25 protein-coding genes are annotated in these 23,130 nt (G+C 44.3%); 16 read left to right on the forward strand and 9 right to left on the reverse strand.

The genetic code is table 11. From position 1 onward, the window contains the following. Positions 1–244: 244 nt before the first annotated feature. From H6A32_RS02585 to H6A32_RS02610, 6 genes are all read right to left on the reverse strand, one after another. Entirely contained in the window at positions 245–1,900 is a 1,656-nt protein-coding gene (locus H6A32_RS02585) for an amino acid ABC transporter ATP-binding/permease protein (protein ID WP_204863679.1), read from the reverse strand. Beyond that, positions 1,897–3,630: an ABC transporter ATP-binding protein/permease gene (locus H6A32_RS02590; protein WP_204863680.1), complete on the reverse strand. Its 1,734-nt coding sequence runs from the start codon at positions 3,628–3,630 to the stop codon at positions 1,897–1,899. Before H6A32_RS02590 ends, H6A32_RS02585 begins: the two co-directional genes overlap by 4 nt. A gap of 1 nt (position 3,631) precedes the next feature. Further along, entirely contained in the window at positions 3,632–3,985 is a 354-nt protein-coding gene (locus H6A32_RS02595; RefSeq protein WP_191437094.1) for a nitrous oxide-stimulated promoter family protein, read from the reverse strand. Next, complete coding sequence (locus H6A32_RS02600) at positions 3,982–4,371, reverse strand: YbaN family protein (RefSeq protein WP_087166832.1); 390 nt, start codon at positions 4,369–4,371, stop codon at positions 3,982–3,984. Before H6A32_RS02600 ends, H6A32_RS02595 begins: the two co-directional genes overlap by 4 nt. Before the next feature lie 182 nt (positions 4,372–4,553). Further along, entirely contained in the window at positions 4,554–5,378 is an 825-nt protein-coding gene (locus H6A32_RS02605; protein ID WP_204863681.1) for a helix-turn-helix domain-containing protein, read from the reverse strand. A gap of 100 nt (positions 5,379–5,478) precedes the next feature. After that, positions 5,479–5,820, reverse strand: coding sequence for a hypothetical protein (locus tag H6A32_RS02610; RefSeq protein WP_204863682.1), 342 nt, complete (start codon positions 5,818–5,820; stop codon positions 5,479–5,481). A 77-nt stretch (positions 5,821–5,897) separates the two neighbouring features. On the opposite strand from H6A32_RS02610, the gene H6A32_RS02615 reads away from it, so the two are divergent. From H6A32_RS02615 to H6A32_RS02690, 16 genes are all read left to right on the forward strand, one after another. Then, complete coding sequence (locus H6A32_RS02615) at positions 5,898–6,572, forward strand: metallophosphoesterase (RefSeq protein WP_118636749.1); 675 nt, start codon at positions 5,898–5,900, stop codon at positions 6,570–6,572. 3 nt (positions 6,573–6,575) lie between these two features. After that, positions 6,576–7,655, forward strand: a complete 1,080-nt coding sequence (locus tag H6A32_RS02620) for a DUF7309 domain-containing protein (protein WP_204863683.1) — start codon at positions 6,576–6,578, stop codon at positions 7,653–7,655. 9 nt (positions 7,656–7,664) lie between these two features. Then, on the forward strand, positions 7,665–9,539 hold the full coding sequence (locus H6A32_RS02625; RefSeq protein WP_204863718.1) for an IS1096 element passenger TnpR family protein: 1,875 nt from the start codon (positions 7,665–7,667) through the stop codon (positions 9,537–9,539). 283 nt (positions 9,540–9,822) lie between these two features. Then, positions 9,823–10,536 (forward strand): metallophosphoesterase, encoded by a 714-nt coding sequence (locus H6A32_RS02630; protein ID WP_204863684.1) that lies wholly within the window; start codon positions 9,823–9,825, stop codon positions 10,534–10,536. A 126-nt stretch (positions 10,537–10,662) separates the two neighbouring features. Beyond that, complete coding sequence (locus H6A32_RS02635; RefSeq protein WP_243424837.1) at positions 10,663–11,535, forward strand: hypothetical protein; 873 nt, start codon at positions 10,663–10,665, stop codon at positions 11,533–11,535. 262 nt (positions 11,536–11,797) lie between these two features. Further along, entirely contained in the window at positions 11,798–12,130 is a 333-nt protein-coding gene (locus tag H6A32_RS02640; protein WP_204863685.1) for a MerR family transcriptional regulator, read from the forward strand. A 180-nt stretch (positions 12,131–12,310) separates the two neighbouring features. Then, on the forward strand, positions 12,311–13,186 hold the full coding sequence (locus tag H6A32_RS02645; protein ID WP_204863686.1) for a DUF6591 domain-containing protein: 876 nt from the start codon (positions 12,311–12,313) through the stop codon (positions 13,184–13,186). A 549-nt stretch (positions 13,187–13,735) separates the two neighbouring features. Further along, positions 13,736–15,112: an AAA family ATPase gene (locus tag H6A32_RS02650; protein WP_204863687.1), complete on the forward strand. Its 1,377-nt coding sequence runs from the start codon at positions 13,736–13,738 to the stop codon at positions 15,110–15,112. Beyond that, entirely contained in the window at positions 15,112–15,390 is a 279-nt protein-coding gene (locus H6A32_RS02655; RefSeq protein ID WP_204863688.1) for a hypothetical protein, read from the forward strand. Before H6A32_RS02650 ends, H6A32_RS02655 begins: the two co-directional genes overlap by 1 nt. Before the next feature lie 24 nt (positions 15,391–15,414). After that, the gene (locus H6A32_RS02660) at positions 15,415–15,924 is read left to right on the forward strand and encodes a YkgJ family cysteine cluster protein (protein ID WP_204863689.1); all 510 of its coding nucleotides are present in this window, start codon (positions 15,415–15,417) and stop codon (positions 15,922–15,924) included. Between the two features lie 34 nt (positions 15,925–15,958). After that, a complete protein-coding gene (thpR, locus tag H6A32_RS02665) occupies positions 15,959–16,444 on the forward strand; it encodes an RNA 2',3'-cyclic phosphodiesterase (RefSeq protein ID WP_204863690.1) in 486 nt (161 codons plus the stop codon). 196 nt (positions 16,445–16,640) lie between these two features. Continuing rightward, positions 16,641–16,901, forward strand: coding sequence for a type II toxin-antitoxin system Phd/YefM family antitoxin (locus tag H6A32_RS02670; protein ID WP_087166845.1), 261 nt, complete (start codon positions 16,641–16,643; stop codon positions 16,899–16,901). Next, positions 16,891–17,205, forward strand: coding sequence for a type II toxin-antitoxin system RelE/ParE family toxin (locus H6A32_RS02675; RefSeq protein ID WP_204863691.1), 315 nt, complete (start codon positions 16,891–16,893; stop codon positions 17,203–17,205). Before H6A32_RS02670 ends, H6A32_RS02675 begins: the two co-directional genes overlap by 11 nt. 91 nt (positions 17,206–17,296) lie before the next feature. Next, complete coding sequence (spoIIID, locus tag H6A32_RS02680) at positions 17,297–17,554, forward strand: sporulation transcriptional regulator SpoIIID (RefSeq protein ID WP_087166847.1); 258 nt, start codon at positions 17,297–17,299, stop codon at positions 17,552–17,554. 291 nt (positions 17,555–17,845) lie between these two features. Next, entirely contained in the window at positions 17,846–19,069 is a 1,224-nt protein-coding gene (locus H6A32_RS02685) for an AAA family ATPase (protein WP_204863692.1), read from the forward strand. An 89-nt stretch (positions 19,070–19,158) separates the two neighbouring features. After that, entirely contained in the window at positions 19,159–20,088 is a 930-nt protein-coding gene (locus tag H6A32_RS02690) for a PfkB family carbohydrate kinase (RefSeq protein ID WP_204863693.1), read from the forward strand. Between the two features lie 101 nt (positions 20,089–20,189). On the opposite strand, the gene H6A32_RS02695 is transcribed toward H6A32_RS02690, so the two are convergent. From H6A32_RS02695 to vanR, 3 genes are all read right to left on the reverse strand, one after another. Beyond that, positions 20,190–21,029, reverse strand: coding sequence for a C39 family peptidase (locus H6A32_RS02695; RefSeq protein ID WP_204863694.1), 840 nt, complete (start codon positions 21,027–21,029; stop codon positions 20,190–20,192). 160 nt (positions 21,030–21,189) lie between these two features. Continuing rightward, the gene (locus H6A32_RS16805; RefSeq protein WP_087252212.1) at positions 21,190–22,299 is read right to left on the reverse strand and encodes a sensor histidine kinase; all 1,110 of its coding nucleotides are present in this window, start codon (positions 22,297–22,299) and stop codon (positions 21,190–21,192) included. Next, on the reverse strand, positions 22,292–23,005 hold the full coding sequence (gene vanR, locus H6A32_RS02705) for a VanR-ABDEGLN family response regulator transcription factor (RefSeq protein ID WP_087166852.1): 714 nt from the start codon (positions 23,003–23,005) through the stop codon (positions 22,292–22,294). The genes H6A32_RS16805 and vanR overlap by 8 nt, the downstream gene beginning before the upstream one ends. Between the last annotated feature and the right edge of the window lie 125 nt (positions 23,006–23,130).

The following is a 23,130-nucleotide window of genomic DNA, read 5'->3' on the forward strand; positions in this document are numbered from 1 at the left end:
TGTTGTTTCATGAAACGACAGACTATACCTCATATCCGGATTTATGTTCATTTTTACAAAATTATGATGCTCAGAATCACCGTCGCTTGAGTCGTCCATAAAAATGTAATACATCCTTTCTGAAAATAATCATCTGTTACTGACAGATGTCGAGATGATTATATAGGATGGCGGTGAAAATGTCAATAGCGCAGTCTGAGAGTTCTCATACGACGCGTATCCGGAACCGGTTCAGGTTCAGGCATCAGGAAACCCGACCGGACATTTCATAGACCTTTTCGGCAGCCGCCATGGTGGACTCGCGGTGGGAGACGATGACGATTGTTTTGTCCCGGCCCAGATCTTTGAGAGATCTCAGAATGATGCTTTCGTTGAGGGAATCCAGGTTGCTGGTAGGCTCGTCCAGAAGGATGAGCGGAGCATCGTGGAGAAAGGCTCTTGCCACCCCGATCCTCTGCTTTTCTCCGCCGGAGAGAGTATCTCCGAGTTCTCCGACCATGGTGTCATATCCATTCGGAAGGCTCATGATAAACTCATGGAGAGATGCCTTTTTCGCGGCTTCCTCGATTTCAGCCCGGGACGCGCCCGGCTTTGCGACCGCGATATTGTTGGCAATGGAATCGTGGAAGAGGCTTGTCTCCTGAGTGACATAACTTTCCATATCCCAGAGGTCTTTCGTGTTGATCGAAGCAAGCTTTCGTCCGCCGATCTGGATGGAACCGCTGTCCGTATCATAAAAGCGCATCAGAAGTTTGAGAAGCGTGGATTTTCCGGAACCGCTCTTTCCATGCAGACCGATCCGGCTTCCCTTTGGTATGGAAATGGAATAATCGGTGAGGATCTGTTCCTCCTCGTACGCAAAGGAAAGATTCTGACATTCGACAGACCCGAATTCAGACGGTTCTTTTCCGGTGACTTCTTCAATTTCCGGTTCTTCTTCCAGAAGAGACAGAACACGTTCGCCGCTTGCAAGTGTCTGCATCAGATTATTGGAAAGTCCGGACAGCGCCACGACCGGGCCAAAGGAGCCCATCATCAGAATCGTACACAGAAAAGCGCCTTCCATATCCATCCGGCCTTCCATGCACATCCATGCGCATAAGAAGAGCATCCCGAAAGAAAAGAACAGGATGAGGAGACTTGTCAGTCCTCTCTGGTTTCCTTCCAGTTCTTTCATCACAGTCTGTTTCCGGTTGAGTTCCCTGCTCCGCGCTTCCAGTTCTTCCATCCGTTCTTTGCCGCAGCCGTACTGGATTGTTTCATCCAGTCCCCGAAGGCTGTCCAGAACAAAACTGTTCAGCTCACCGAATTCATTCCGGAATGCCATTCCGGATCCGGCACCTTTCCGTGAATTCCACACCGGAATGAGAACGCCGACTGCCACATAGCCGCACAGCGCAAAGATTCCTGCCGGGATGCTGTAGTGGAAGAAAAAGGCTTCCATGATCAGACAGGTCAGCACAGCAATGGCAATCGGGGAAATGGTGTGGGCATAAAACACTTCCAGAAGTTCAATGTCCGTCGTCAGGATGGAAATCAGGTTTCCTTTATCCTTCCCGTCCAGCTTTGCCGGACAGAGACGGCGGAGGGCGGCAAAGACCTTATGACGGATCAGCGCCAGCAGCTTGAACGCGATATAGTGGTTGCATGCCTGTTCACCGTAGTGGAGAATGCCTCTGAGAATGGCAGCAGCCCCAAGGCAGAGAAACAGAAATCTCAGTGAAAATCCACCCATCAGGCCGGAAAGCTTCAGAATTCCTGCGCCGGCCATGACCGTAAGGAAAATGGCGCACAGATAGCCGGCCACGCCCAGAAGGATGGCCGCAAGCATGACATGGAGCAGAGGACGTACGAGTCCGATCAGCTGTCCCATGATTTTGATTCCGCTTCGTCGTTTCATGATTCAATCCCCCTTATCCTGCATAAATCCTGCTGTTTTTTGAACATGGCCGCATAACTGCCGTTTTGCAGCATCAGCTCTTCGTGCGTACCGCTCTCGGAGATTTCCCCTTTTTCCATCATGTAGATACAGTCGGATGCCGTCACATTGGCCAGACGGTGGGAAATAAAGAGAATGGTCTTTGTCTTTGCGAGTTCCCGGACCACTTCCATGATCTGGTCTTCACTTTCTACATCAATATTCGACGCCGCTTCGTCGAGAATATACATTGGCGTATCATGGAGAAGGGCTCGTGCAATGGCAAGACGCTGTCTCTGACCGCCGGAGAAATTGCTTCCCTGCTCCCCGAGCACCGTATCCAGTCCGTTCTGGTTTTCCAGAAATTCCAGAAGACGCACTTTCTGAAGCGCATCCTTCATCTCGGAATCGGACGCATCAGGATTTCCCATCCGGAGATTGTCCCGGACCGTTCCTTTAAAGAGATAACTGTTGTGGCGGATCAAGGTGACGGCATGCATCAGATTCTCCTCACGGATTTCGGATACCGGAATTCCGTTGATCCGGATCCGACCGCGGAAGTTCCGGATCTTCCCGGTCAGAAGAGCGGCGGCAGTACTTTTTCCACAGCCGGAAACACCGACAAGGGAGATAAAGCTGCCTGCCGGAATGGTCAGGGAAATATCCTTTAATACCGGTTTCTCTTTTTCATAGGAAAATTCTACGTGGTCAAAGGATGCCTGTACCGGACCGGCCTCCAGATGTTTTGTTCCGCTCTGTCCTTCCTCCAGATCCAGAATCCGGAAAATCTTGTCACTTGCCGACATTCCGTTCATGGCAATGTGGAAGAAGGAACCAAGGAGCCGGAGAGGAATGAAAAATTCCGATGCCAGAAGGATAATGGTAAATGCTCCGGCAAAGCTGACTCTGCCATCCGCGTATTCCAGCACGGTGACGATCATTCCGATGGCTGCGCCGCCGTAGGCGACAAGATCCATCACACTGACAGAATTCAGCTGCATGGTCAGTACCTTCATGGTAATCTTGCGGAAGCGTTCGGCCTCCTCGTCCATCTCACGGGCTTTCATCCCGTCTGCCTGATAGATTTTCAGAGTTGTCAGTCCCTGCAGATTCTCCAGAAAACTGTCGCCGAGCTCCGTGTAGATTCCCCAGTATTTATTCAGCAGTTTTTTGGCAAATTTCTGCACCGCCACAATGGATACCGGAATCAGCGGCACACAGATCAGAAGAATGAGGCTTGCCTTTAGGCTGACAGGAGCCAGCACAAGAAACAGTGTGACCGGAGCCAGAAGGCTGTAAAACAACTGCGGAAGATATTTTCCATAGTAGATCTCCAACTGTTCCACTCCTTCTGTGGTTACCTGTACGACCTCGGAAGTCGGTACCTTTTCTTTATACGATGCACCGATCCGCAGAAGTTTTTCATAAATCTGGCGGCGCAGCACAAGCTTGACATCGGAACTTGCCCTGCCCGAAGCGATGGCGGCCATTTTTTCGCAGCCGAAGCGGACAAGAAGCGAAAGAACCGCAATGACGGTGGTCCGGGTCCAGATTCCCTGATTCAGTGTGCCGTCCATCAGACTTTGCAGAAACGTACCTGCCGCAAAGATGGCCGCGATCTGAAACAAAAGAGCGATCCACTGCCAGAGAATATTCTGGATAATATATTTTTCAGATCCCTTCAAAAGCTTCATGAGCCTTGTCTTGATCATATCATTGTTCTCCTTTTAGTTTTTTCTTTTCTTTTATCGAGCAGATCATGTGATCCACTGCCATAACGGGATGGTGCAGCAGCATCCTTGGACCGGAAAACCGCATGACTTCCCGGATCCGTTCCCGCATTTCCGGGCGGTAGCAATGCACGCGGCAGTTGCTGCAAAAGGTTTTTGATTCCATGAACGGACAATGGTCCGAGCGAAGGTGCGAGTAGGAACGAAGCTCCAGACATTCTGGGCAGAGCTGTTCCTTTGCTGTATGATGCTTTTTACGGCAGTAGAGAGCGATCATCAGATCGACGACCTGCTTTTCACGCTCTCTTTTGTCTGCCGTGCTGAGATTCTTCCTCATGACTGCTCACCCTGCGGGATAGTACGGATTTTTGTAAAAAAGTAGGTGTATTTAAAGAGGATCAGGAAAACGATGAAAAGTCTGCCCGGCAGATTTGACATCATGTACATGGCGATCAGAAGCATGGCAGAAGCCGGAAGCAGAATACAGAGCTTCGTCTTCAACGTCATGGCCCGTTCCTTTACAAAACTGTCCAGATGATTCTGGTACAGACGTGTTCCCATAAACCAGCGGTGGAACCGTTCGGAGCCTTTTGCAAAACAAAAAGAGGCTACCAGAAGAAACGGTGTGGTCGGCAGTACCGGAAGTACGACGCCCACAGCGCCGAGAGCGAGTGACAAAAAGGCTGCGATCAGCCACAAAAAGCGAAAAGGATTTCGTTTCATAAATACCTCCTGATTTACTTGGTGGATAGTCTCGACTAACTTGCGAACCTATCCTAGCATAGGAGGCAAGAGGATTTCAAGCAAAAAAAATGTTCCGGGGACGGAACATTTTGGAAAAGGACCCGGAAAACAGTCTGTTTTCTGCGGGTCCTGATTGTTCCGCCCCTGGAACAAAGGGCTGTTTATTTAAAAATCATGATCATTCGAGCGCGGCTCTTTGGCATATGCATTGGTCCGACAGAGCAGGTAAACTCCATCTCCACACTGGCCTGCAGGATCCGCTCCTCCTCCCGGTAAAAGAAATCCAGAGGCTGGATCGGAAAGACAAATGCATCCTCCCGGCGTCCGCATGGCCGGGAAACGCCGTGGATGAGACAGGAGAGGCTGTCCACCTGCCCACGCATCCGCATACCGCGGACACGGGAATCCTGTTCCACCTCCCGGATTTTCAAAAAGACCTCGCCTTTTCCTTCCTGAATCCGGAGCAGCCCGGGATGGAAAAAACCCTGATCCGCCATGGAAAGCTGTGCTTCTTCTTTCCCTGATTTGTAGATAGAAAAGGCGAATTCGTACTCCCCGTCCGGAAGCTGGAAGCAGAGCCGGTCTCCCGGAATTTCAGTAACAGATTTCAGGGAAGCAAAGAAAATGGAAAGACGGTGCCGGGAATACAGTTTTTTTCGGGTGTCCGTCGAAAGCGCACAGACAGTCCGTCTGGCTTCCGCTTCTAACAGGTCACCCTGCAGAAAAATCTCCGACTGTAACCATTCTTTCATCTGGTCAACTTCCTGCCGGAGAGCACGGGCTGCCTTTTCGCCGTCAGGGGATAACATCGTTTTCCCAGGTTCCGCCACGTAGCCCATCTCAAAAAAGGCACCCAATGTCCGGCTGAACGTGGATTTGGCAACACCGCAGGCTTTTGCAGCCGCAGTTACGGATAAAGGCTGGTCTTTCCTTTCATATAAAAAGAGCAGATATTTGATTTTTTCTTCTGCCAGATCTCTGGTCATGCCGTTTCACCTCATTTTGGTTAGCAATATCTAACCAAAACAGTAGCATTGAAACGACCGGATGTCAATTCTTTTTTGCCCGAAAGCAACATACTGTGGACTATGACATCATTACAAGCCGGGCTACGGCAATTGGATCATCCTCAGAGAAGCCCTGAGCACAGTATAAAATCGTGTGGACATAGTCTGCCTCCAAAGACAGTGCAAGTGCGATCTCTTCTACAGATTTTCCTGCTCCATAGACAGAAAGAACCTGTTGAACATCAGAAATGGTTCTGGCAAGCGCCGGATCTTGAGTCTCATCTGAACTAGCGGATGGAATTTCGTCTTCAGGGAGCATGAAATCTTCCAGTTTCAGCTCTTTATTCTCCTCGTTTTCCTTGTAATATTCTTCGGACAGCTCCCAGTCCGTCATATCAAATGAATTTTCTTTGTCAGCCATGGAAAAACCTCCTTTAAAAATAGGTGACTTTATTGTAATATGAACAACAGAAGAGTGCAAGGAAAAGAGGCGATACGATGAGGTATTACATTGCGGACTGCCACTTTTTCCATCGGGGACTGAATGAAAAGATGGACAAGAGAGGTTTTGCGGATGTGGAAGAGATGAATGAATATATGATCCGGAAATGGAACAAGAAAGTACGTCCGAAGGACGAGGTTGTCATTCTGGGAGATTTCTCCATGGAAAAAGGAGAACGGACTAATGAGATTCTGCGGAGACTTCACGGAAGGCTGTATCTGATCGAAGGAAATCACGATTATTATCTGAAGGATTCCGACTTTGAACGAGAACGTTTCGTATGGATCCGGCCTTACGCGGAGATGAAAGACAACAAACGGAAAGTCATTCTCTGCCATTATCCGGTCTTCTGCTATCACGGACAGTACAGGAAAGACCAGGAAGGAAACGCGCGTACCTACATGATGTACGGCCATGTCCATGACAGCTTTGATGAAGTACTGGTATCCCGATTTGTCCGGGAAACCGGGGAGACAAAAAGGGTCAATATGTACACAAAAGAGGAGGAGACGATTCCGTGCAACATGCTGAACTGCTTCTGCATGTATTCCGACTACGAACCTCTCTCTCTGGACGAATGGATAGAACATAACAGAAACAGGAGGGCAAAACAGGGAGGCAGCGAGGAAACCGCACAAGGGGATGGCGCGCCGGAAAAAAGAATGGTATAGTAAATGAGGAAGACAACGAAAATCAAGCGATCAGAAAGCAGCAGACGGAGGAAAAAAACGATGCGCAAAGAAGCAGCTTTAAAGATGTGGTGGGAACTGTACGAAGCAGCCTGCCGGATAGAAGAATTGAAACCATGGGAGTACCTGACAAAGGATCAGTATGTCGTTATTCAGTTAAAAGATGAGAAAGAACCGATCTTTCTCCGTATCCTTGGAAACGGACAGGGAGAGGAAAAAGAGATCCAGATTTATCCTGGCTTCAAAGGATGGCAGGATCTGACCATGATTGCGGAATTGGGAACCGGACTGGAAGAATATCTTTCCGAAGATTATGCCATGTCGGACCGCCGCACTTTGATCTGCAGATATGGAAAGAAGTCAGACATGATATATTCACAGCAGGAGATTTCAAAAGCACTGAATCTTCCGATGGCAAAAGAAGAGATGTGGCCGAATTTTATTTCCTACCGTTCCAGATACATTCCGTTTTCACCGGATCAGGACGAGGTGCTTCTGATGACAGAAGCCATCCGAAACCTGTTCATGTGCATCCGGGCGCTGGAAGAAAAGAAGCTTCCAATGAAGTGGGAAGAAAATGAACGGCTCTGCCGGATTTTTAATGCCGAGACCGGACTCTGGAACATGTTCCCGGCAAAAATTCCGAAACAGACCCGGCCATACATGGGAATGCAGATTCAGAAAGAAGAATTAAAAGAAGAACTGAAAAACACTCCGGCAAAAGAGCAGAATGTTCAGATTGATTTTTACTATACTCATATCGCAGAAAGCGACGAAGAGGCGGGAAGGCCAAGAAATCCATTTCTGTTTGTTGCGGCGGACGAAAAGACCGGAAAAATCATAACACGGTATTTCCTCAAACCGGAAGAAACCGAATTGTCTGTAGTATCTAATTTCCTCTTAAGCCATCTGAAACAGCAGGGAAGAATGAGAAAGATCACTTCCGGAAATCCGTGGATCATCAAGGCGCTGGAACAGATCTGCCAGGAGCTGGGAATCGAGACGGAACTTGGAAAGACGGAAGTGTTGGAAGAACTGATGAAGAAGATTGGAAATCGGATGTAGGAGATACAGATGAAAACATTTCAGATAAAATTGGCGGAAAAGAAAACAAAACCACCGGTATGGAAGCGGTGTATTGTGCCGGGAGGCATTACCTTTTCACAGCTTGCCGTGATTCTGGAGGCAATAGCGGAGACAGAAGTTTCAGAACAGTATGAATTTGAATTTTACCAGGCCGGAATTCAGTTAAGAGAGTGGAGAGAGGGCGAACAGGCAGTCAGAAGATATAATTTTGATTACTGGTGTTCTTCTGATACTTATATTGACGATCTCATGGGGAGGGAACCATGGTTTACATTCCGGACAGGAAAAGAAAAGGAATATCGTGTTACGATTGAAAAATGTGTCACGGACGAGAAACCATATCCATATATTCTCAAACAAAAAGAAAGTTCGGACAGCAGGACATGGATGGACGTGGAGAAAGCGAATCAGGAGCTTCGCGGACAGTTTCAGGTGACTTATGGAGATCCGGATTACCGGACATTTGACGAGTTGAAACAGGAGATGAAAACGGGTAGTTTCGGTCTCAGGGGAGCAGAAAAACCTGTGAGCCGTACAGAACGCAATGAGAAATCCTCAGAGACAAAGCTGCGGGAGTTTGCGGATCTTTTGCAGAAGCATCTTGCAGAAAACAGGAATGCGCAGGAACGATATACACGAAATCCTGAGATGGCAGAAATTATGTCCTCCTGGACGAAAGAAGAACTTAAAAGTCTGGCAGAAGACCTGGAATTAAAAGGATATCATTCTTTAAAAAAGGATATTCTGGTCGGCAAAATCAAGGAAGAACTTTTGAAGCCGTCTGTGATGGAGAGACAGATGATGATGTTCAGTGATGAGGAAATTACTGCATTTGAAAGCGTACTGAAAACAACGGGATATTACCCGGTCAGAAAAGATCTGGAATTGCTGGAGGGATTTTATAATCTGGCCTATGCGGGAATTTATAATGACAATTTCGCCGCAGTTCCGGATGAGGTAAAGAAAATATACAAAAAGGTTAATACACCAAAATTCCGGAAAAAGAGGAAAAGAGCCTTTTGGATGATACGGTGTCTTACAATGGTAATTTTTCTCTACGTCCTGGCACCTATCTCTGTTATAAAGGAAATGCTGGTGAAATGTCTGGGCGAAGATATCAGTGAAGAGGAATTTCGGGAGATCTTTGCATGGATTCCAGATTATCAGAATCCTTGTGTCATCCGTGGAGAGTGGGTTATATACAAAGAAGTTCTACCGCAGGGGCTTTATAATAAGATCAAAGAAAGCCAGGGAGACCTGGAATATTATATTCCGGAACAGGAAGAGATTCTGGATTATACAGGACATGGATATCCATCCAGAGATACCTGCTGCAGGAAGGTAAAAGAGTTTCTCATAAAACGGATGAAGATCGAGGAAGAACAGACAGAAAATCTGATGCAAGGTATATACAGCAGGATATCTTTAGGTGGCGGGCCATCTGATGTGACAGAGATTTTTGAGGAAGAAGGAATCATATTTCCGAATGAAACTACGGTCAGGGATTTCATAGCTTTGCTGATAGAATTGAATAATAGCACAAGAATGATCCAAAACCGAGGCTGGACTCCGAGCGAGATGACAAAGAAAAGGCCGGTACTTCCCGAAGGGCAGAAACCGACCATTGTCCCGATGAGCAGTCTGGCAGCGGAACAGCTTAAGCAGGCATCGAATGAACTTCAGCAGATGGGATTTACCGTTGATCTGGATTCCGGAGCAGATGAAGTGGAAACTGTTTTTATGCCGGATGGAATTGCGGGACATACCGTGAAAGGGACAAAAAAGATTTATCCGAATGATCCGTGCCCGTGCGGAAGCGGAAAGAAATATAAGAAATGCTGCGGGAAAAGTAAGAAGGGATAAAGAAGAGAAATAGAGGCGTATTGTACAGGTGGCACACCGAAGTCAATACGCCTTTTCTGCTTTATTTGATGACAAATGCGGCTGGAAACATCAGCACTTTTCTCAGGGTCATGCTATATTCTTCTTTCTTATAAGAATAAGACACCGGAAACCAGACAGGTGTAGACATTCTACACAAATTTAGCGAAAAGAATGGAATAAGTCAGAAGGCTATTATATAATTTACCTTTAGGGAAAATGCTTTGGGATTGTGTCAGAAAATAACTCAGAAAAGGGGATTGTCATGAAAGTATTAGTGATACCAGATGTTCACCTGAAACCATATTTGTTTACTCAGGCGTCATCCATTCTGGAGAGCGGTGCTGCCGACCAGGCGGTCTGCCTGATGGATATTCCGGACGACTGGGGACAGGAATATCATATTGAAAGATATGTAGAAACGTATGATGCTGCGATCGCATTTGCCAAGAAGTATCCGGACACACTCTGGGCCTATGGGAATCACGATCTGTGTTATATGTGGAACGAACGGGAAAGTGGATACAGTGTAGCGGCTGCCTGGACAGTAAGAGAAAAGCTGATGGAGCTAAGACGTGCACTGCCGGAAGGAAACGAGATCCGGTACATTCAGAAGATTGACCAGGTGCTGTTCTGCCATGGCGGCGTCCGGGACGAATTTGTAAAGGGAACGGTAGAAGCGGAAAAGTATGATGACGTGGACGAAGTGGTGCGCACGATCAATGAGTTTCACCACGACCTGATGTGGAATGATATCTCTCCGATCTGGTACCGCCCGCAGTATTCCAGCTGGAAAATGTACGGGGAGGATCAGGCGCTTCAGGTGGTCGGGCACACTCCGGTAGAAGCGATCTACAGAAGAGGAAGTGTGATATCGTGTGATGTCTTTTCCACATACCGGGACGGAAGCCCGATCGGATCCCGGGAATTTCCGATTATCGATACCAAGACATGGGAATTTCAGGGAGTAAAATATTGACTGCACGCAACGTGCAGGACTAGTATATCAGACAGGACAAACCCGTGTTAAATGGTCAAAGGCCCTGAATGTGCCAGATGAGAGGGAAAACAAAGGATAAAGGAGAGAGAAAAAGTGACAAATCTTATGAGAAAGATGAATGTGAAAAAAGTAACGGCAGTCATTGTGCTGCTCGTAGTCATGATTCTGTCTATGACAGTTGTTTCAAAAGTGGCAAGTGATCCGGAAAATCATAAGAAGACGATCGAATCATTGGATGAAAAGAAGGAAGATGTTCTGAAACTCACAGCTACATCTGCAGCGGCATCCACAGCTCTCGCCGCCATTCCTGGCGATGCGACAACACCGGTGGCAAATAAGCTTGCGGATCTGACATCGTATTTCCTGATTATTTTGATGGTGGTCTTTCTGGAAAAATATCTGGTCACTCTGACCGGCTATGCCGCATTTACCATTTTGATTCCGATTGCATGCGTATTGCTTGCTGCCGGAATCTGTGCAAATAAGGCGGTACTGAAAATGCTGGCAGCAAAAATCGCACTGTTTGCTGCCGTGATCTTTCTTGTAATTCCATTTAGCATGAAGGTCTCTTCGATTATAGAAGACACATACGAGATATCTATGGAAGAAACAGTGAAAGGGGCGGAGGATCTCACAGATGAAATCAATGAGAACACGGATTCCGAAGGCAATATCATCGAGAAAGCGCTGTCAAAGATCAAAGACGGAGTAACCGGACTGCTGGACAAGGGAGAACAGCTCCTGAATCAGTTTATTGAGACGATCGCTGTCATGCTGGTAACATCCTGCCTGATTCCGATTCTGGTACTTGTCTTTATGCTCTGGTTCATAAAGATGCTGTTCGGAATCCAGATCAATGTGCCAAAAGATATGCCAAAACGGATCGCGTCAAAAGTCCCGGGACAGAAAAAGGTGGCTGCAAAACTGCAGGATAAAGCCAGTGTTTCAGAAGAGACAGATGGAAGGACGGATGTATAGCTATGATGGGAGAGAAAAAATAGAATAAGGAAAAGCAAACGGACGTGTTGAGTGAAATCAATACGTCCATTTTATTTTGGAAAAAGTTGCCTCACCATAGTCAGTATGGGAGGGTGGTCCTAATTGCCACCTTGCGGAAAATGCATTCGCGAAAAAAACACGGCCTGTTTTGAGGAAGTGTTTTGCTGTCGATTTGCCATGTGAAAAGAAATGTTGACGGCACGCAACGTGCAATTTTAAGCTATAAAGGAGAGGTGGAACGATGAAAGAAATGACATTGAGGGAAGTGTGTGAAAGTGCAAATGTCTCAAGACGCGCTGTTCAGGGATACGAGAAAGCAGGACTGGTTTCCGCGTCAGGCAAGAATACATACGGATATCTTTTATATGATACAGATTCACAGGAACGGATCAAACGCATTAAACTGTACCAGGATTTGGGACTGAAAATTAAGGAGGTCAAGGAAATCATTGATGCCCCGAATCCGGTACTGAAAAAGATTTTGGAAGAACGGATCGTAAAAATGGAGGAAGAAAAAGAGCGGATTGATGATCTGGTCGATAAAGTAAAACAATTGATTGCAACACTTTCGTAAACAAAGCAGTTTTGACAGCAGATCTACTTCCCGTGGTGTTGAAATCTGAAATGATAAGGAGGGAAAAGGAAAAATTTAATGTGTTATCTGATGGCGGGTACAAGGATAATCATGGAAATCCGGATTACGAAACCGTAGAATTTGATGACGATTCACAAATACATTTAGGAGGTTTGGAATATGAAGGAGAAAGTAAAGATATTTACCATTTTTGCTATTATACTTAGCATGACAGGATGCCTTGCCGGATGTGGCAGCGGCGAAACAGCCAATAATCCCGGCAGCAGAGCCATAAAGGAGAAGATTAATATAAAGGATATTGCCTGGAATGTTGATGAAGGTATCGTTGGAGGTGAGCGCTATGTTCTTCTTAGCTACACGAACGATACGCAATGTACAATAACGAACTTTGAAATTACATTTAATGAAAAGGATGGTATCACCGAAGAAGAAAAATCAGACTTCTATTCAGATATTCAAAAGAAGTTTGAACTAAGCGATGAAGATATGGATGATCTCAAAAGCAGATCGATTTCAATGCACGCAGAAACAGACAGGGTTGTGAAACCAGGCGAATCCATTTCAAATGTAAATTGTTATTATTACGGCGGTTCTTTTTATCTGAAAGATATAAACCACTATAACTTGGTTGAGCCTGATATTGCTACCATTAAGTACTTGGAGGAGGATAAAATTTTTACGGTATATTATGATTACGGTTCAAAGAAATATTCTACCGAAGAAAAAACAGAGATAGCATATCAATGGTCACAAACAGATCTTGGCAGCAAAATTCCGAAACCGGATGTGAAAGTGGTAAAAAGCAGCATAGATGATAAAGCGAGCTTTATGTTTGATGCATACGGCTTGACGTTAGAGCAATTTAATGCGTATGTCGACGAATGTAAAGAACTTGGATATACAGATGAGTCGAATAACTATGAAGGATCCTATACTGCTGATAATGCAGAAGGTTATAATGTCCATTTATATTACGATGAAAGGGATCATTCGATGAGTGTCACTATCAGTGCACCCAAAACAGAAAGCGAATAGTCTAAAATAAGTGAATCTATGAAATCGGGGCGGTGATGCGAAGTTATCATCGCCCTGATTAATTAAGTTATTTTATAAATATTATCTTGTTATAATTCTTAGCGGGGAGAGACAGATGATAAATTCTGGAAGCAAATTTTTAGAGAAATATTCAATGAAGGTTTGAAGATGGTTGATGCAAAACATGATATAATGAGTAAAACTGGTATTTGTGTCAAAAATATTCAATGAAATGGGGCGATAAAGGGAAATTAGGAGAGACGGCTATTTAGAGGCTCTAATTAACCGAATGCATAATCATCTGATTGAACTTGTGACAGGAATCAGAAGATCGGGGAAATCTTAGAAGTGTTATATTTTGCCGTATGAGGTTCGCCTTTTAAGTAAATTCGATATAATAAAATGTGAAATCACAAGTAGTTTCCGGAAGAGAAATCTCAGGTGATCATATTATTCGATATGCAAACAAAGAAACACAAAATAAATACATTATGTATTTATTTCGCACATAATCTGTGCTATATTAAACTCGAACAGGAGGAATCTGAGATGAAAGATATATATTTGACCCGTTATTCTGTTAAGGGAATTAAAACACTGGATCAGCTGATTTCATTGTCGTTTTACAAAAAAACGATTTCAAAGAATCCGAATACACAAGAATATAATATTAAGGGAATATATGGTATGAACGGTTCCGGCAAGTCCGGTATTATAACTTCTGTTGAGATATTAAGAAATCTGCTCATTGATCCTGGATATCTGAATAACCCAATTGCACAGAAAAATTTGGATGCAATTATTAATAAGGGAACAGAAGAGCTGTTTATAGAGGCTGAATATATGGTAAATTTGAAAGAGAGCCCCCTGCTTTTCCGATATAGCGTGACACTTACAAGAGATACCTCTGGAAAATATGCAGTCACTCACGAATGTTTATCCGGCAAAAAAGCAACTTCAAGAAATGATTCTATGGATATTGTTTATGAAGTGTCCGGCGGTGAAATTGTGTTTATTTCCGGAATAAATGAGCATAGTAAATTTTCAGCTGATATTCAGAGCAAAACTATGAATTTGCTGGAAACGGCTACTATGTGCGCTTTGTTTTATGAGAAATTTTTACTTTCGGCGATAAAAAATCAAGAGCACCATCAGGGCAATCTTTGGATTGGATTATGCCTGTTGTATTTCTTTGGCAAGGAATTACATGTATATTTAGATCAGTCTGATGATCATAGGAATTATGTTGCTCAGATTTCTTTGGAACATTATGATGACAGTGAAAAATATAAAAATGAAATCGATACAGTGTTGAGCCGTTTCCTTAAAATGAATAATGATTATCTCAATGTGCTTTCGGCTTCGGGCAACATCGTATCCAAACAAATGTATATTAATTTTGAAAAAGATGTCCATAAATTGTATGATTTTCTGCATATATTCAAATCAGACCTGCAGGGAATCGAGATTGACAAAAAGGAAAATCACAATCTCTGGGTTTGTGATTTAATTATGGAGTATTCGTCGTACAGGATTCATGCAGAATACGAAAGCACCGGTATAAAAAAACTGATTCGATTATTTGCTTATATAAAAGAAATGGTGGAAGGAGGAATCGTTTTTATTGACGAATTTGATTCCAACCTTCATGATGTTTATTTATGTGCGCTTCTGGAATATCTGATGGAATACGGGGAAGGGCAGCTATGTTTTACGACTCACAATGTAGGTCCGATGGATATTCTGAAACAGCGGAAAAAATCGATAGACTTTTTGTCTGAGAACCACCAGATTTATTCATGGAAAACAAATGGAAATTATTCGCCATCCAGGCTATATCGAAATGGAATGATCGAAGGTTCTCCATTTAATGTAGATTCCATTGACTTTATAGGTGTATTTGGTTCAGGTGGGGAGGACGAATAATGGGGCTTCAGCTGATTTTTGTTGTTGAAACAAACAAGAAATGTAATTCGGACTGGATATATATTAAGGACACGGTAGAACATTTTTATGAATACGATCGTACACAGGTGAAGTTTAGTCCTGTGTATATGGATGGGAAAGGAAAGTATAAAAGTCCGAAAAATCCAGAGTATGAGTTCATGGTCCAATGGTCGGAAAACACAAGAGCAGATCAACGGACAATTGAGGAGATTAATCGGCAGCTGAACCGGTATTATGGTTACATAGGTTTTAGATAACAGGATAAAAGAGGAGAATGAACAATGATTGCACCGAGAAAAATACGTTTTGAAGCAGGAAAAAGAAGAAATGAAAACTTTGCATTTCATACTTATTTGAAATGCAATGCGGAGGAAGACAAATTGGATGAGCAATTTCAAAAATTGCATCAGGAGTTATTCAGAAATTATGACTGTAGCAGGTGCAGAAATTGCTGTAAGATGTATCGTGGCAGTATACCGAAAGAAGACCTGGAGCAGGACGCAGGAGTACTTGGGCTTACAAAGGAAGAACTCATAGAAAAATATCTGGAGAAAAGCGAAACGGAAGATGGATATGAAACAAAACATGTACCTTGTGATTTTCTGGATCAGAATGGGGACTGCAGATTAGGGAGTTGTAAACCGCAGAGTTGCAAAACTTTTCCCTATACAGATCAGCCGGAACGGCTTTACAGTTTGCTCAGCGTGTTAGACGTGATTGAAGTTTGCCCGGTGGCATTTGAGATTTTTGAAAGGTTGAAAAAAGAATATGGGTGGAAGTATCAGAGGTAGAAGTTTGCAGGAAAAGGGAAGAGTGGAATAGTATATGAGATTGTTTATAGCGATTCAATTATCAGAGGACATGAAAAGGGCTCTGACAGCCTGCATGAATGATTTGAAAAAACAGGGAGTGACCGGCAATTATGTACCGGCGCAGAACCTGCATCTGACATTGGCATTTATTGGAGAATATGATAAGCCGGAGCGGATAAAGGATGCTATAAACAGTATTCCGCTGCCCCGGCTTCGTCTGAAACTTTCCGAGAAAGGAAAGTTTGGGGATCTTCTCTGGGCAGGGATTCAGGAAAATCAGGATTTGCACGCGTATGTGAAGAATTTACGGGCAGCCTTGAAAGAAGTAGGAATTCCTTATGCGCACGACAAGTTTATCCCGCACATCACTCTGATCCGAAGGTTCGTCTCGAAGAAGCCATATCAGGTGCATTTGCGAAAGACGGAGATGAACGTAGATAAGATATCACTTATGAAGTCGGAAAGAAAGAATGGGAAGATGGTTTACCAGGAGATATAGGAGCGGTTTTGATCATAATACAAGAATGAAGTAGATGGCAAAAGAGTTTGTGGGTTGAGTTAATGCTGGCAAGTCCTTATGAATGATTACCTAAAAAATAGCTTATGAATATTATATTGCCTTGCGGCAATGATAAAATATTGATAAAATTAAGATAATAAAAGATAGAAATTGCGATAAGAAAGGAGAGGTTACTATGATACAGATCAGACCTGTTTCGGATTTGCGAAATAAATTTCCTGAGATTGAAATGCTCGTCAATGAGGGGCAGCCGGTATATTTGACAAAAAATGGATATGGGGCAATGGTTGTGCTTAGTTTGGAGGAATATGCAAGTCTTGTAGACAATGTGGAGATGAAACTGGATGAGGCGGACAAAATGGCAGAAACTAAGGAAGAAAGACTAAGCCATGAGGATGTGTTCAGAAACGTTAGAGGTGCAATCCATGGCAAATAAAAAATGCAGACTCCAATATCTTCCTTTATTTGAGCAGGATTTGGTGCAGACGGTGAGTTACATTACAAATGTGCTAAAAAATCCCGATGCAGCGGAAAAACTTGCGAATGATGTAGAAGCGGCAATATTGGAACGTTTGGATCATCCATTGATGTTTGAACCTTATCCCTCTGCAAAAAAGAGAAAATATCCATATTATCGGATTTATGTGCGGAATTATGTGATTTATTATGTGGTTATTGGAGATGTAATGGAAGTTCGGAGATTCCTTTATGGAGCCAGAGATACGGACAGATATTTGTAGAAATAACGAGGAAGTCTCTTTTATCCGAATGTATGAATGATGACGATTTTCTCTGCATACATTGTAAAAATAGTGAGTGTAGAGGAAATCTATGAAGGAATATATCGAGGAGAGGGCGGTAGAGATCGCACATTACATCATTGATCATAATGCAACAGTGAGGCAGACGGCAAAAGAGTTCGGAGTGAGTAAAAGTACCATACATAAAGATGTCACCGAGCGTCTGCGGCAGATCAATCCCCAACTTGCCGGTGAAGCGAGAAAGGTGCTGGATCTGAACAAATCCGAGCGCCATATTCGGGGAGGCATGGCAACGCGCGAAAAATATAAAGGAAAGCATATGTATTAAAAGAGAGCTGATGTTTTTGGCTAAATAGGGTCAAAGGCATTGGCTCTTTTATTTTTGCAAATAGACTTGTGGTGATGGACAAGAAGCCGGATGATAAGAGATGGAAGTTTTAGCGAGGTGAGAAAAAGTTACAATAAAGATAAAAGAATGGAATAGAAATGGTTTCGTAATTATCAATTTTACAATTTACAAGTAAATATATGAGGAAATATCTCATATATTGTTTGCAAAAATGCAAAATGGAATATAATAGATGGTGAAAAGAAATATGAAATGGAGGAGGTAACTGTTATGCTATGCCAATTTACAGTCAAAAATTACAAGAGTATTCGAGATGAAGTAACATTCGACATGCAGGCTGCGGCTATTTCTGAACATGAAGATAGAATAATAAGAGATAAAGATGGAGAAATATTTTTGCCTGTTTTTGCAATATATGGCCCAAATGGCGGAGGAAAATCCAATGTATTGGAAGCGCTGCATACATTAGCAGTAAAAGTGCTTCGTCCTTTATATGCAACTGGAGACAATGAAGAACGTATTTTTCTTCAGAAAAAAATGATAATAGAACCATTTGCCTTTTCAGAGGAAACTAAAAGCGAGCCTACGGAATTTGAAATCTTTTTTCGCACAGAATTAGCAGAATATAGATATATACTGCATGTGAAAAGAGAGGTGGTTGTCTATGAAAGGCTTGATCGGGTAAAAATGGATACAGGTAGGCGGTCGGCTCTTTTTGAACGTGGCGAAGAAATTATATTAAAAGGTGCATTTGCGAAGTTAAAGATCAGTGATGAGCTGTCTGAAACACTTCCGTTATTATCTTATCTTGGAATTACTTATAAAAAGAATGAGGTAGTAAAGGATGTTTTGGAATGGTTTGAATATGGAATCGATTTCTTGAACTATGGGAATTCAATGGAAGAACTTCGTATGGCAGTATCCAGTTCGGAAGCTGTAAAACACCTGATGTTGCAAATGATCCAGGAGATGGATTTAGATATTGTAGATTTTCGTGTAGTCAAGGATGAAAATGATAGAATTGATGTATATACAAAACATATGGTAGAAGGCCGTGAAACGGAATTAAATTTGCTGGAAGAGTCCAGTGGAACAAAGAAATTATTCGGTTTGATGCCTTTTATTGCAGATAGTTTATTGTCAGGAACTACCCTGGTAATTGACGAATTAGATGCCAAGATACATCCGGTATTGTTACGCCATATTATTATGATGTTCAGTAATATGAGCATTAATAAAAAGAAGGCACAATTAATCTTTACATCTCATGATTTATCCACAATGAATAGTGAGGTATTTCGCCGGGATGAAATATGGTTTGTGGCAAAAGGAAATTCTCAGAATTCCCAATTGTACTCCTTGGTAGAGTTTAAAAATGAAAAAGGTGAATCTGTCCGTAAAGACGCAAAATTTGATAAGCAGTATCTGGAAGGTAAATATGGTGCAGATCCGTATCTTAAGCGAATCATAGATTGGGGGAAGGTTAATGCCTAAAAAAGCCAGAACGGAATCTTGGAGAAAAAAGCGTCGCCAGGAGCACTTGGAAATGAAAATTTGTAAAAATACGAAAGGAGAAATGCAAGGTGTATGATATCTCTATTATAGGTGCTGCGATTATCGATATTCTTGCGGCGCCGGTAAATGAAACAGTATTTTCCGCCGGCTCCTGTCCGATGGACACGATTCAGATGTCTTTTGGAGGGGATGCGCTGAATGAGGCAGTGATTCTCAGCAGACTGGGAAAAAGGGTACAGCTGATCACGAAGGTTGGTAAAGACGAGGCAGGAAAGCGGGTTTTGAATTTTATGGAAGAGAACCATCTTCCTGTGGAGAGCGTGAAAATACAGAAGGATCTGGCAACAGGTATCAACATCGTCCTGATCAATGAAAAAGGGGAGCGGAATTTCCTGACGAATCCGCATGGAAGCTTAAGAAAGCTGGCATTTGAAGATATCAACGGCTGTCTCGATGATGCGGCTCCGATTGTAAGTTTTGCGGGGATGTTCGTTTCTCCGCTGCTGAACATCGCAAAAATGAAACAGTTATTTGCCAGAATCAAGGGGAAAGATCGATTTTTGGCGGTGGACATGACAAAGGCGAAAAACGGAGAAACGCTGGAGGATATTGAAGAACTTCTTCCTTATATAGACTGTATCTTTCCGAATGAAGAAGAAATCGCTTTATTGACGGGCGAGCGGGATCCTTTTGAAAACGCAAAGCGTCTGGTATCATGCGGAGTAAAGACAGCGGTTGTCAAATGCGGGGCCGATGGATGTGTTGTAGCAGACAGGCAGTGCGTCCGGGCAATCCCGGCGGTTCCTGTGAAGGTATGTCTGGATACGACCGGAGCGGGCGATTCGTTTGCGGCAGGCTTCCTTTGGGGAATTGCGAACGGATGGCAGATTGACGAGTGTGCGAGGTTTGCCTGCGCGGCCGCTTCCTGTACCGTGGAAGCCTACGGGGCAGCAGGAGGAATTCATTCGCTGGAAGATGTGAGGAGAAGAATGAGATAGAAAGTAACGCTCCGCGAGATGCGCACTCGCGCAAAGCAGAAATTTGTCGCTAAAACGACCGCGCTCGGCGTGAGAGTTCCGCAAACGGAACTCTTTGTTATTTACCGGAACACCCACAGATCTTTGATCTGTCCGCTGATCTGATCGTAATCCCACAGCTTTTTGGAATTTTTCTGGCTGTTTGGATCATTGACTTTGATCTGTCCGTTTTGATACCCGGTCAGAACGATGAAATGTCCGGTCGTTGTGAAGTCTCCAGGGCCTACGACAGCGACAATCGGATTTCCTACTTCCAGGTTATCGATGATCCGTTGCTCATCCAGCGGGATCTCCGTGACATCAAATCCAAGGGAGGCTCCACCCTCAGAGAAAAGAGTCCAGTAGGAGCCGCTTCCATCGGAGGCATATCCATGGGAGGAGGCAAAATCCGCCATCCAGGCAGGATTCATATTCGTATTTCCGGTGAGGTAAATGGCCACCATGGAAAGACAGGTCGGGCCGCAGCCGCTTAAACCGAAAAGATCTCCGGCGTACTGCTTATAACCCCAGCGCTGATCCCACTGCATGAGAAGCGGGACGGAAGACGTATTCAGCGTGCTCAGATCGATGGCAGGTGTTTCATCCTTTTTCGCCGGATATTCAAAGACAAAGTCTTTGGTTTCTTTATTCCGGTCATACAGATCGATCAGTGACTGCGGATAGTCGCTGATGTCGTAGCCGTTGGCAGAAGCATACCGGCTGATTTCTTCCTCGGCGGAGCCGCCAAGGAGGGAAAGGATCCCGGACACCAGTCCGGAGTCTGCGCCGGCAGAACGGTTCAGTATATAGGAGGCGCAGGCACAAAGAGGCAGGATCAGGCAGAGCATGGGAAGGACAAAGTGAAGCAGGTGCCCGCGGCGTTTTTTACGATAATGGATTGGTTTTCTTGTTCTTGTATTCATGAGAGATCATTCCTTTCTGGTAAAGTACCCAAAGTTCACATGGAAAAAGCGTGTCGGAAAACCGGAAGCGGTTTCCCTGGCACGCTTTTACTATATCAGAATGGTCGATTTGATTTTCTCGGATTCATAGACGGAAATCTGTATTTTATCCCACGAAATTCTAACGATTTCCTGACGAATATGGAAGGTCAACCCGAAAGATCACACGGTTATCGTGACTTTCGGCAAAAATCTGGCCGCCGTGCAGTTCTACAATCTCTTTTGCAATGGCAAGACCGAGGCCTGCTCCGCCGCTTCCGGAGCCTCTGGAAGAGTCCAGACGGAAGAACTGTTCAAAAATCCGCTCCAGTTTTTCCGGCGGAATGGTGCGGCCCTCGTTTTCCACGGTGAAAGTCAGAACGCCCATGTCGACAGAAAGCCGGACATCAATGACCGTGTCCGAAAAACTGTAGTTGACCGCATTTCGCAGCAGATTGTCAAAGACACGCTGCAGTTTGTCCGGGTCACAGAGGAACTCCAGATTCTGCGGGGCATGGAAAGAATATTCCAGGTTCTTTTCGGCAAACATCGGGGCAAACTCATAAAGAGTCTGCTCCAGCATCCTTGTCAGATTGATCCGGCTAAGATCCAGCGTCAGATGGGTCAGATTAAACCGGGTAATGTCGAAGAACTCATTGATCAGGTCCTCCAGCCGCTCCGCCTTTTCAAGAGCAACGCCCAGATATTTCTCCTGAAGTGCAGGGGAAATTTCCCTTTCATCATGAAGAAGCGTCAGATATCCGATCACGGAGGTGAGCGGCGTCTTCAGGTCATGAGCCAGATAGACGACCAGGTCGTTTTTTCGCTGTTCAGCCTCGTTGGCGGCCTTCCTGCTTTCGATGATATCAAGCCGTACCTCATTCATATGAAGGGAGGCTTCCCGCAGGTCATCGGACATAACGACAGGTTCCTCCTGATTTTTCCAGAGGCTGTCGGAGGCTGTCAGAAGCTCATCCAGATAGGCACAGGATTTAGAGAGATAACGGTATCCGAAAATAAGAGCGCCGATGAGTAGATATAAAATCATAAAGAGTTCATGGAAACGCTCCAATGTGGATATCACGATATAAAAAGTCTCATACCCGTACCATATTCTCGTGTGATAATACCAGTATATAAGAAGGAACAGAAACCCGCCGATTCCTGCATAGAGCAGGCAGGAAAAAATAAAGCGGTATAAAAGTCTGCGGCGGAGCTGTTCGGAAAGTTGATTCGTTGTCTGTTTATTCAATTTGATACCCCACTCCCCATACAGTTTTAATGTATTTCGGCTTCCGGCCGGAGTCTTTCATCTTCTCACGGAGCCGGCCGATGTGAGCCATGACCGTATTGTTATTATCAAGAAATTTTTCTCCCCAGACCTGCTCGAAGAGTTCCTCAGAGGAAACGACACGACCTTTGTTTTCGCACAGATACCATAGGATGGAAAATTCGATCGGTGTCAGAGACAGCGGGCTGCCGTTTAAGGAACATTTGTGAGAATCCTTATCAATGCTTAATCCCCGGATGTCGATACAGGAATCGGCGGCTGCATCCAAGGAAGAATCCGCCGGCGCGGCTTTTGGATTGTAGCGCTCAAAGCGGCGGAGCTGGGTCTTGACCCTTGCCACCAGTTCCAGAGGATTGAACGGTTTTGTAATATAATCATCGGCTCCAATGGTGAGACCGAGAATCTTGTCAGTATCCTCTGTTCTTGCGGTCAGCATGATGACAGGATAAAAATGCTCCTTCCGGATCTCCTGACAGAGTTTGTAGCCGTCAATGTCGGGAAGCATGACATCCAGAATCGCAAGAGACAGTTCTTCTTTCCGGATACAGTCAAGCGCATCTTTTCCATTGTAACATTTCAGGACTTCCATCCCCTCATTGGAAAGATAGACTTCCACCAGATCGGCAATGGCCTGTTCGTCGTCCACAATCAGTATTTTCCTTTTCATAACATTCCATCTCCTGTTTTTTATACTGATAAAATCCTTACACAGAAATAGAAAACTGTCAAGAAGAGAGAGAAAAAGAGGTGAGGAATATAGAAAAAGTAGACAAAAACCGTGGTACGAAATTG

The sequence above is a fragment of the Drancourtella massiliensis genome, assembly GCF_016900655.1.
Taxonomy (GTDB): domain Bacteria; phylum Bacillota; class Clostridia; order Lachnospirales; family Lachnospiraceae; genus Sellimonas; species Sellimonas catena.